Consider the following 11,530-nt stretch of genomic DNA (forward strand, 5'->3'; position numbering starts at 1 on the left):
AGTAGGGCGGTAGTTCAATTGGTAGAGCAGCGGTCTCCAAAACCGCAAGTTGTGGGTTCGACTCCCTCCCGCCCTGCCACCTTTCAACAGTTTATATAAGTTGGTAAATTCGTAAGTTACTGACCAATCGATTCATTTACGAAGCTCCTCGCTTGCGAATTTCATATCTTCAAAACCATGGCTAATCCTTTCGCCAAATTACGCCTTTTCTACAGCGAAACAGCAATTGAGCTCAAAAAGTCCCATTGGCCTGACGCCAAGGAATTGCGCGAGCTTACCATGGTTGTTGTTGTTGGCATTATCATAATCGGCGCTTTTATTAGCTTGGCCGACTTCGCCTTGTTCAACGTTGTGAATTTATTCACGACTTTAGTGAGCTAAGCCCCCCCCCCCCTTTTTTTTTCATTTCAGAACACATTGTTTCATGGCTAACCCAATTCAGTTGAGCGAACTCCAATGGTACGCTGTCCAAACGCTTTCTAACCAGGAAGCGAAGGTAAAGCGGTACCTCGACAAGTTCATCGAAATTGAGGAAATGGGCGATTACGTGAAGGAAGTGCTCATGCCGACGGAGACCGTAACCGAGGTCAAGAACGGCAAGAAGTACACCAAACAGCGTAAGCTCTATCCGGGCTATGTGTTCATCCACATGCGCGTTTACGACGAAATTGGCAAGGTGCTCCAGAAACCCTGGTATTTTGTTCGCGGCGTGCAGGGCATCATCGGATTCATCGGCGGCGATAATCCTACTCCGCTCAAAACGGAGGAAATTAACCGTATTCTGGATCAAATCAAGGCCTCCGAAGGCCATGAAAAGCCCAAGGTCGAATACGGTATCGAAGAAGAAGTCAAAATCACTGACGGTCCCTTTCTTAATCTCACTGGTCGTATCGATGAAGTCGATCCAGACCGTGGAAAACTCAAAGTTTCGGTTTCCATCTTTGGTCGGTTTACCCCGGTCGAGTTGGAATACTGGCAAGTCGAACGCGCGGAAGAGTCCTAAGCATCGCCACTCTGGCAGACGTAATAGGCATTCGCTAATACCGCATAATATAACATGGCAAAGAAAAAAGCAGTAGGTTTAATCCGGTTACAGCTTCCCGCTGGTGCCGCCAATCCCGCGCCCCCAGTTGGCCCGGCTCTTGGCTCGCATGGCGTGAACATCATGGGATTCTGTAAGGAATTCAACGCGAAGACGAAGGACCAGGCAGGTATGATTCTGCCAGTGGTGATCACCGTGTATGCGGACCGCTCCTTCTCCTTCATCCTCAAGAGCCCGCCAGCTGCGGTCCTCTTGAAGAAAGCCGCAGGAATCGCTAAGGGATCCGGCACGCCGAACAAGGAAAAGGTCGGCAAAGTGACCCGTAAGCAGATTCTTGAAATCGTTGAGATCAAAAAGAAAGACCTCAACGCCTCTGACCCAGAACGCGCCGCCCGCATGATTGAAGGCGCTGCTCGTTCTATGGGTATCGAAATTGAAGGCTAACCCGGAGAACTGATCCATGTCAAAATTATCCAAACGCATGGCGAAAGCCAATGAAAGCCTCGATCTCAACAAGGCTTATACTCTTGATGAGGCTGTTGATACCTTGAAGCTTTTCCCGACTGCCAAGTTCGACGAAACGATTGAAGTTTACGCCCACCTCGGCGTCGATCCTCGCCAGACCACTCAAATGGTTCGCGGCACAGTTGCTCTGCCACATGGCAGCGGTAAGCAGGTCGTCGTCCTTGTCTTCACTGAAAATCCTGAAGAAGCCCTTGCCGCTGGCGCGGAATTCGCTGGCCTCGATGACCTGATTGAAAAGGTTCTCGGCGGTTGGATGGATTTCGACGTCGCTATTGCGACACCGGGTGCGATGAAGGAAGTGCGCAAAGTTGCGCGCGTTCTTGGACCTCGCGGTATGATGCCGAATCCAAAGGCAGGCACCGTGGGCGAAGATATCGCTAAAATCGTGAATGAAGTGAAGGCTGGTCGTGTCGAATTCAAGATGGACAAGACCGCTAATGTCGCCGTTGTCGTTGGCAAGCGTTCGTTCTCCAAGGAGCAAATCCTGGAAAATGCGCAGACTGCTATCGATAGCCTCGCCAAGTCACGTCCCGATACCTTCAAGGGCGGTGCGTTCCTGAAGAGCCTCACCATTAGCTCAACCATGAGCCCGGGCGTCAAGATTGACGTCAAGGCACTGCAACTCAACTAAAGAGGGCGTCACCATGAGACCTGAAAAAAAATACCTCGTTCAAGAAGTTTCCGAGCAGCTCGCCAAAAGCGAATACGTCTTTTTGACCGACTTTAACCGCCTTACCGTGGCGGAAACCGCAGAACTGCGTGGCCAACTAGCTGCTCAGAACGCTGAATTCCACGTCGTTAAGAACAGCATTCTCAATACCGCTATTAAAGAGCGTGAGATGCCGTGTATTGAAGATGCGTTGGATGGCCCAACGGCAATCGTTGTTGGCGGCCCGAATCCTTCGGAAGTGGCCAAGGTGCTGATCAAGTTCTTCAAAGACCGCGAAAAAGTAGAGGTCAAGAAGGGCGTGCTTGGTGACAAGACCTTGACCAAGGATGAAGTCGAAGCCCTCTCGAAGCTGCCAAGCCTCGACGAGCTCCGTGCTACATTCCTCAGCCTGCTCAACACACCAGCCACTCAAATGGTTCGCGTGCTTATCGCTACGCCGCAAGGCATTCTCAACGTTCTCCAAGCCAAGGCCGACAAAGACGGCGGTGCGGAGTAGTTCATTGAATTTTACCCAACTGGTAAGAAAACAAAACTAACATCCAAAGAACCGTGCAGGGGGATTTATTCCTTAAATCGTCAATCGGCGGCCTGTCATTCAAGGAAATATCATGTCAGACATCACTAAAGATCAAGTTATCGAATGGCTGAGCAATCAGTCCGTTCTCGAAGTTGCCGGTCTCGTTAAGGACCTCGAAGAAAAGTGGGGCGTATCCGCCGCTGCTCCCGTAGCTGTTGCGGCTGCAGGCCCAGCTGCTGAAGCTGCTGCTGTCGAGGAAAAAGACGAGTTCGACGTTATCCTCAAGGCCGCTGGTGCCAATAAGATTGCCTCTATTAAGGCAGTTCGCGAAATCACCGGTCTTGGCCTCAAGGAAGCTAAAGACATGGTCGAAGGCGCACCTAAGGTCATCAAGGAAGGCGTGTCTAAGGACGAAGCGGCTGAGCTTGAAAAGAAGCTCAAGGACGCAGGCGCCGAAGTCGAAGTCAAGTAACACGACGTTTTCTCAGGAAGCAGAAATTTGTTTCAAGCATCCTTTATTTTCGCAGACAAGCGGACTCACCAAATGGCGGGTCCGCTGTCGGCGTTTTCCACTCAAGGCTGACAACGCTCGCCGACAGGGCGTTAGGGTCCCCCCCTCTAGCGCTTTCTCGGCGGTCGTTTCACCGCAACCAATCCGGTTAACCGAATCTTAACACTCGCAGTAGCACCATGGCAGATCGTATCAATTTCGGGAAGCTGAAGGAGGTCATTGCTCCGCCCAATCTCATTGAAAATCAGATAAACTCCTATGCGGAGTTTATCCAACTAGACACCGCGCCTTCACAGCGCAAGGCAGTCGGACTGGAAGCCGTGTTCCGCGAAGTCTTCCCCATCGAAAGTTACGACGAAGCGTCGACGCTAGAATACGTGTCTTATAACGCGACCCTCTCGAAAATGACCGAGATGGAATGCATTCGTGAAGGCGTGACCTACTCGGTCTCGCTTTACGTCAAGCTTCGTCTGCGTGAAGGCGAGGCAATCAAGGATGAGGAAATTTACATGGGCGAACTGCCTATGTGCACCGAGCGCGGTTCCTTCATCATTAATGGTGCCGAGCGCGTAGTAGTCTCGCAGTTGCACCGTTCGCCAGGCATTTGCTTTGAGGACAGTCAGCACACGAGCGGTAAGATGCTCCATGCTTTCCGGATCATCCCCGACCGTGGTACTTGGATCGAATGTCAATTCGACCAAAACGATCTGCTTTACGTCTACCTTGACCGTCGTCGTCGTCGTCGTAAGTTCCTGATCACGACTTTGCTCCGCGCGTTGGGCTACAGCACCGACTTCGATATCCTGAATCTCTTCTATGATATTTCGGATTTGAAGATCAAGCAGGCCTTGACGATGGAGAACGTCTCCAACTTGGTTCTGGTTGAAGACATCGTCGACGCCGAGCGTGGTGTTGTCTTGGCACGTTCCTTCGAGCCGCTGACCAAGACGATCATTCGTTCCTTTGAGACGGCTGGGCTTGAGACCGTAAAAGTCATCGATACAACCATCGACGACGGCGCGATCATCCGTTCGCTCAAGAAGGACCCGACTCGCAATGACGAGGAGGCTCTTCGTGATATTTATAAGCGTCTACGCCCTGGTGAGCCACCAACAGTGACGAACGCCAAGGCTTTGCTGAAGCGCCTTTTCCAAGATCCCAAGCGTTACGACCTCGGTCGTGTTGGCCGCTATAAGATCAACCAGAAGCTTCACCTTCAGACGGACCTAGAAGTCCGTATTGTGACAGTGGAAGACATCGTGGAAGCCACTCGCTACCTGTGTAAGCTGAAGCAGGGTGAGGGCACCATCGACGATATCGACCACCTTGGTTCGCGCCGTGTGCGCACCGTTGGTGAGCTGCTTGCTAACCAGTGCCGCATTGGTCTGGCTCGCACCGAACGCTTGGTTAAGGAGCGCATGACGCTTTATGATCAGAGCGTTGACACAATTACTCCGCAGAAGCTGATCAACCCGAAGGCTCTGTCTACGGTGATTCGCGATTTCTTTGCGCGCAGCCAGTTGTCGCAGTTCATGGACCAGATTAACCCGCTGGCTGAGCTGACTCACAAGCGTCGTCTCTCCGCACTCGGGCCCGGTGGTCTTAATCGTGAGCGTGCCGGCTTTGAAGTTCGCGACGTTCACACTTCGCACTACGGTCGTATTTGCCCGATTGAAACACCGGAAGGTCCGAACATCGGTTTGATTAATTCGCTTTCAACCTATGCTCGGATCAACGAGTTCGGTTTCATCGAGACGCCTTACCGCGTGGTGACTAACGGAATCGTTAGCGACACCGTCGAATACCTGACTGCTGACGAAGAGGAAGGCAATGTGATCGCACAGGCCAATTCGATCGTCGACGAAAAGACCGGTCATTTTAAGGGTCGCGTTACTGTTCGTAAGTTGGACGAAGTTTATGAAGCAGAGCCGACAGACGTGAATTACATGGACGTGTCGCCGAAGCAGCTTGTTTCTGTTGCCGCGGGCATGATTCCGTTCCTTGAGCATGATGACGCCAACCGTGCACTCATGGGCTCGAACATGCAGCGCCAAGGTGTGCCGCTTCTTCAAACCGAGGCTGCTTTCGTTGGCACCGGCGTTGAAGAACGTGTCGCGATTGACTCTGGCACGGTAGCAGTTGCTCTGGCTGACGGCATTGTCGCCTCAGTAGACGCTAATCGCATCATTGTGACGGAAGACGGCGAACTGCCTAATTCACGATTCCTCAAGACTGACGCCAAGAAGGGCATTTACGTCTATGAGTTGCGTAAGTTCCTCCGTTCGAACGCTGCCACTTGCTTTACCCAAAAGCCGATCGTCAAGAAGGGCCAACCAGTCAAAGCAGGCAAGGTCATTGCTGACGGTGCATCAACTGATGACGGTGAAATCGCAGTGGGCCGCAATGTTCTCGTGGCTTACATGCCTTGGAATGGTTACAACTTTGAGGACGCGATTATCATTTCCGAAAAGCTCATCAAGGACGACGTCTTTACGTCGATTCATATTGAAGAGTTCGAAGTGACTGCTCGTGACACGAAGCTTGGTCCGGAAGAAATCACTCGTGATATTCCGAACGTTGGTGACGAAGCCTTGAAGAATCTCAACCGCGATGGTGTCATCCGTATCGGAGCTGAGGTTAAGCCTGGCGACATCCTGGTGGGTAAGATCACGCCGAAGTCTGAAACTGAATTAGCTCCGGAAGAAAAACTCCTCCGCGCTATTTTCGGTGAAAAGGCTGCCGACGTGAAGGATACCTCACTGATTGTCCCCTCTGGCATCAATGGTATGGTCATGGATGTGAAGGTCTCAAGCCGCGCTGACCGCGAACGCGAAAAACTTTCGCCTTCAGATCGCCGCCGCCAGACCAAGAAGATCACCGAAGAATACCGTTCGCAGACTGACAAACTTCGTGAAGACCTCACTGAAGCGTTGTCTAACATTCTGCTTGGCGAAAAAATTCCGCTCGACGTGACCAATGGCGATACCGGCGAAGTTATTATCCCGGCCAATCGCAAGATCACGAAGACCCTACTGCGTAAGCTCGCTCAGGTTTCCAAGAGCATCTCGATCGACCCATCTCCGGTGCGTATCAAGATCATGGAGATCGTTGAGAATTATCAGCGCAAATTCGATGAGATGGAAGGCGAGAAGGCTCGGAAGATCGAAGGTATCGAGTCCGGTGCCCTCGACGAATCCGGTGCGATTAAGAACGTTAAAGTCTACATTGCCGCGAAGCGCGTTATCCAAGTGGGTGACAAGATGGCTGGTCGACACGGTAACAAGGGCGTTATTGCTAAGGTTGTTCCCGAGGAAGACATGCCGTTCCTGCCCGATGGCGAGCCGATCCAAATTATCCTGAATCCGCTAGGTGTTCCCAGCCGTATGAACGTTGGTCAGATTCTGGAATGTCACCTTGGTTGGGCTTGTAAGAAGCTCGGTCTTAAGGTCGCCACTCCGGTCTTCGACGGCATCGGTGAAGCAGTTCGCCCAAGTTATAACAACGCAACTGACGAGCCAAAGACAGTGCGTGAGTTCCTACTAAAAGCTGGCCTTCCCGAATCGGGCAAGAGTCGCTTGTATGACGGGCGCACGGGCGATACCTTCGACCAAGAGGTTGTGGTCGGCTACACGCACATGCTCAAGCTGAACCACCTCGTGGCAGACAAGATCCACGCTCGTGCGGTTGGTCCGTATAGTCTCATTACCCAGCAGCCGCTCGGTGGTAAGGCCCAATACGGTGGTCAGCGTTTCGGGGAAATGGAAGTTTGGGCGCTCGAAGCATACGGTGCCGCCTACACGCTACAGGAACTGCTTACGGTGAAGTCTGACGACGTTGCCGGTCGCACCAAGATCTACGAGCAGCTCGTCAAGGGTGATAACACGCTGCACGCCGGAACGCCTCAGTCGTTCAACGTGCTCGTTAAGGAAATGCAGAGCCTCTGTCTGGACGTTCGTCTAGGCAGCGACGACTCGCTGGAATTTAAAACGCAAGCCAACTAAGGGAGGGGACCAAACATGAGTACGCAAGAAGCACGCGAAGCATTGGGATTCGACCACGACCAGTCGTTCGACTCGGTCAGCATTACAGTTGCCAGCGCGGACACGATCCGTGGCTGGTCACGCGGGGAAGTTAAAAACCCTGAAACCATCAATTACCGCACGTTTAAGCCGGAGCCAGGCGGTTTGTTCTGCCAACGTATTTTCGGACCTGTTCGTGACTACGAATGCGCCTGTGGCAAATATAAGCGCATCAAGTTCAAGGGCGTCATCTGTGACCGTTGCGGCGTAGAAGTGACCGTTGCTCGCGTTCGTCGTGAGCGTATGGGCCACATTGAGCTGGCTGTTCCGGTCAGCCATATCTGGTTCCTCAAGTCGATGCCGAGCCGTCTTGGTTTGCTCCTCGATATGACTGCACGCAGCCTTGAACGGGTTATCTACTATGAGAACTACATGGTGGTTGATCCGGGCAAGACGCCGATGGAGCCCAAGCAACTTCTGACTGAGCAGGAATACATCCAGGCTCAGGACGAATACGGTGAAGACGCCTTCGTCGCCAAGATGGGTGCCGAAGCATTGCGCGATAGTTTGGCCCAGCTCGAGCTGGAACCAGAAATTGCCACTCTGCACGAGCAGATGCACAGCACGCGCTCTAAGCAGATCAAGAAGAAGCTGGCTAAGCGTCTTAAGGTGATCCAAGGCTTCATCGACAGCAACACTCGCCCTGAGTGGATGGTGCTCGACGTTCTGCCTGTCATCCCGCCAGACCTTCGTCCTTTGGTTCCGCTTGAAGGTGGTCGTTTCGCTACGTCAGACCTTAATGACCTTTATCGTCGTGTTATCAACCGCAACAACCGCCTCAAGAACCTGTTGCAGTTGAAGACACCGGACGTGATTATCCATAACGAAAAGCGCATGCTACAGGAAGCTGTTGATGCGCTCTTCGACAATGGTCGTCATGGTCGTGCCGTTACTGGCGCTGGTAATCGTCCCCTCAAGTCTCTTAGCGATATGCTCAAGGGCAAGCAGGGCCGTTTCCGTCAGAATTTGCTCGGTAAGCGTGTGGACTACTCGGGTCGTTCCGTTATCGTCATTGGCCCAGAACTTAAGCTCAACGAGTGTGGTCTGCCCAAGAAAATGGCGCTGGTGCTCTTCGAGCCATTTATTATCCGTCGTCTCAAGGAACTCGGCTTCGTGCATACCGTTCGCGGTGCGCGTAAGATGATCGAGAAGAAGTCGCCGGAAGTCTGGGATATCTTGGAAGAGGTGACCAAGGGTCACCCAGTGATGCTTAACCGCGCACCGACGCTTCACCGCCTCTCGATCCAAGCCTTCGAGCCTAAGCTGATTGAGGGCAACGCAATCCGCCTACACCCGCTCGTTTGTACCGCTTATAACGCGGACTTCGACGGTGACCAGATGGCCGTGCACGTTCCGCTTTCGATCGAGGCCGTCCTCGAAGCTAAGCTGCTCATGCTGGCGACGCACAACATCTTCTCGCCTTCCAGTGGTAAGCCTATCTTAACGCCGTCACAGGACGTCGTCCTGGGCACTTATTACCTGACGGCCGATCCAAAGGTTAAGCCAGTCAAGGGTAAGCTGGTGCCACTGATCGCGACTCGCGACGAAGTTATTCTCGCCGAGGCGACTCGTGATGACTTCAACTTGCACACATGGGTTGACTTCGTGAATCCTGACTATGGCAAGCCTGGCACCATTTACGGAAATCACGAAAAGAAGATCATCCGCACCACTGTTGGCCGCATTCTTTTTGCAGAAATCTGGCCGGAGAAGATTGGTTTTGTGAACTTCGCGGTGACCAAGAAGAAGATCGGCGACTTGATCATGAATTCCTATAAGGTAGCAGGTAAGCGCGATGTCGTGCCTGTGCTCGACGCTTTGAAGACACTGGGCTTCAAGATGGCGACCCGTGCCGGTATTTCGGTGGGTATCGGTGACATGATCATCCCTGAAGATAAGAAGGATATCATTGCCGCCGCTCGCAAGCGCATCGAGGAGGTTGAAGGCCAATACAGCAAGGGTATCATTACCACTGGTGAACGCTACAACAAGATCATCGATATTTGGACTGGCGCGACTGACCAGATCGCTGCCTCTGTGTTCCGAGAGTTGGAGTCGAATCTGGGCCGCCCCGAGATTAACCCGGTCTTCTTGATGATGGATTCCGGTGCTCGTGGTAACAAGCAGCAGGTTCGTCAGCTTTGCGGTACTCGTGGTTTGATGGCTAAGCCATCTGGTGACATTATCGAACGTCCGATTCTCTCGTCTTTCCGCGAAGGTCTGTCCGTTCTAGAATACTTCCTGTCCACTCACGGCGCTCGTAAGGGTCTAGCTGACACCGCGCTGAAAACCGCGGATGCTGGTTACCTGACGCGTAAGCTTTGCGACGTTGCAATGGACTGCGTTATTACTGAAGACGACGACGGTAACCGCGACGGTATCTGGAAGCACGCGATCTATGAAGGTGACGACGAAATCGTGCCACTCGCTGATCGTATTACTGGTCGTTGCCCAAGTGAAGACGTTCGGAATCCTCTGGAGCCCGACGAAATCATTTGTAAGAACGGTGAGATCATTACCGAGCTGATGGCCAAGAAGATAGACGAAGTCGGTATCGAACGCGTCAAGGTCATGACGCCGTTGACTCACATGCGCAAGAACGGCATTCCGGCACTCTCCTACGGTCTTGACCCCGCTACTGGCGAAATGGTCAAGCCTGGTTCTGCAGTTGGTATTGTCGCTGCGCAGTCCATCGGTGAGCCTGGTACTCAGCTGACCATGCGTACTTTTCACATCGGTGGTATTGCGACTGGTGGCATGAAGAATCCGGAGATTAAGGTCCGTAATTCTGGTCGTGTCCGCTATTCTGGCCTTCGTTTGGTGCAGACTGCCGATGGCGCAAGCATCGTGCTCAACAAGACTGGTACTGTCCAGATCATGGATGAGGACGATCGCGTGATGGAAGATTACAACATCGTTACTGGTGCCGTGCTGACTGTGCAGGATGGTGGCGAGATCAAGAAGGGCACGACACTCGCAATGTGGGATCCGTTCAATATTCCGATTCTCTCGGAGAAGGCGGGTATGATTGGCTTCCGCGAGATGATCCCAGGTGTTACGATTAAGCGTGAGCTCGACAGCTCCACCGGCCGTATCGCTACCGTGGTTATCGAGCACAAGGAAGACCTTAATCCACAGGTGGAAATTCGCGACAATGCTGGCAAGGTGCTGGCGACGTATGCGATTCCGGTTGGTGCACAGGTGGCTGTTTCCGATGGAGACACCATTGCTCCAGGTGCTCTGTTGTCGAAGACTCCACGTTCGGCGTCCAAGACGCAGGACATTACAGGTGGTCTGCCGCGTGTGGCCGAGCTCTTCGAAGCCCGTCGTCCGAAGGACGCCACCGAAATGGCGAAGATCGACGGTGTGGTTTCCTTTGGCGGTGCCGTTCGCTCCAAGAAGAAACTGATCGTGACTAATGAAGAAACCGGCGAGCAGGAAGAGCACTTGATCCCGCACGGTAAGCACATCATTGTGCACGCCGGTGACGTGGTTCATAAGGGCCAGCACCTGACTGAAGGTTCCGCTGATCCGCACGAAATCCTCGACATCCTCGGGCCGAATACCGTTCAGGAATACCTTCTGTCCGAAATTCAGAAGGTCTACCGAATGCAGGGTGTGCCGATTAATGACAAGCACATCGAGCTGATCATCGCCCGTATGCTCCGTAAGGTTCGCATTACGGATCCCGGTGACTCCGATTACTTCTGGGGTGAGCAGATTGACAAGAGTGACTTCCTCAACGAGAATGAGCGCATTGCAGAAGCCGGTGGTAAGCCTGCTGAAGGTGAGCCGATCTTGCTGGGTATTACGAAGGCCTCGCTCGAGACAGAATCGTTCATCTCTGCGGCTTCCTTCCAGGAAACAACTCGTGTGCTGACCGATGCCTCGACTCTTGGTAAGCGTGACCGTCTGAGCGGGTTCAAGGAAAACGTGATCATGGGTCACCTGATTCCGGCTGGAACTGGTTTGCCGAAGTACCGCCGCCTGAAGGTCAACGCCCTCGGTGCTCCGGTGGAAAACAATCCAATGGTAGAGCGCGATTACTCACTCAGTGAAGACGAAACGAGTGAAGGTACCTTCACCCCGAAGGTCGGTTAATTCAGCTCTCGTATAAGTTTTACAAGCGGCGTTCCCAGGAAGGGGACGCCGCTTTTTTTGTCCAAAGGGGGGGGGGCTTGGGCGA

General features: G+C 52.9%; 8 protein-coding genes and 1 tRNA gene. All 9 read left to right on the plus strand.

Annotated elements, in window-relative coordinates:
- Positions 1-3 precede the first annotated feature (3 nt).
- The 9 genes from IE065_RS15635 (at position 4) to rpoC (ending at position 11,445) form a co-directional block, all read left to right on the plus strand.
- Positions 4-79: transfer RNA gene (locus IE065_RS15635), tRNA-Trp, on the plus strand.
- A 98-nt stretch (positions 80-177) separates the two neighbouring features.
- Positions 178-381 carry a preprotein translocase subunit SecE gene (secE, locus tag IE065_RS15640; protein ID WP_189516772.1) on the plus strand — a complete coding sequence of 68 codons (204 nt, stop codon included), beginning with the start codon at positions 178-180 and terminating at the stop codon, positions 379-381.
- 43 nt (positions 382-424) lie between these two features.
- Positions 425-1,003, plus strand: coding sequence for a transcription termination/antitermination protein NusG (nusG, locus tag IE065_RS15645; protein WP_189516773.1), 579 nt, complete (start codon positions 425-427; stop codon positions 1,001-1,003).
- A 54-nt stretch (positions 1,004-1,057) separates the two neighbouring features.
- A complete protein-coding gene (gene rplK / locus IE065_RS15650) occupies positions 1,058-1,486 on the plus strand; it encodes a 50S ribosomal protein L11 (RefSeq protein ID WP_189516776.1) in 429 nt (142 codons plus the stop codon).
- Positions 1,487-1,502: 16 nt separating this feature from the next.
- The gene (gene rplA, locus IE065_RS15655) at positions 1,503-2,198 is read left to right on the plus strand and encodes a 50S ribosomal protein L1 (RefSeq protein ID WP_189516778.1); all 696 of its coding nucleotides are present in this window, start codon (positions 1,503-1,505) and stop codon (positions 2,196-2,198) included.
- Between the two features lie 13 nt (positions 2,199-2,211).
- Complete coding sequence (gene rplJ, locus IE065_RS15660; RefSeq protein ID WP_189516780.1) at positions 2,212-2,733, plus strand: 50S ribosomal protein L10; 522 nt, start codon at positions 2,212-2,214, stop codon at positions 2,731-2,733.
- A 112-nt stretch (positions 2,734-2,845) separates the two neighbouring features.
- Positions 2,846-3,226 carry a 50S ribosomal protein L7/L12 gene (rplL, locus tag IE065_RS15665; protein WP_189516782.1) on the plus strand — a complete coding sequence of 127 codons (381 nt, stop codon included), beginning with the start codon at positions 2,846-2,848 and terminating at the stop codon, positions 3,224-3,226.
- A 218-nt stretch (positions 3,227-3,444) separates the two neighbouring features.
- Positions 3,445-7,266 (plus strand): DNA-directed RNA polymerase subunit beta, encoded by a 3,822-nt coding sequence (gene rpoB, locus IE065_RS15670; protein ID WP_189516784.1) that lies wholly within the window; start codon positions 3,445-3,447, stop codon positions 7,264-7,266.
- A gap of 15 nt (positions 7,267-7,281) precedes the next feature.
- Positions 7,282-11,445 (plus strand): DNA-directed RNA polymerase subunit beta', encoded by a 4,164-nt coding sequence (rpoC, locus tag IE065_RS15675; RefSeq protein WP_189516786.1) that lies wholly within the window; start codon positions 7,282-7,284, stop codon positions 11,443-11,445.
- Positions 11,446-11,530 lie beyond the last annotated feature (85 nt).

The organism is Cerasicoccus arenae (genome assembly GCF_014651635.1).
In the GTDB taxonomy this organism is placed as follows: Bacteria; Verrucomicrobiota; Verrucomicrobiia; order Opitutales; family Cerasicoccaceae; genus Cerasicoccus; species Cerasicoccus arenae.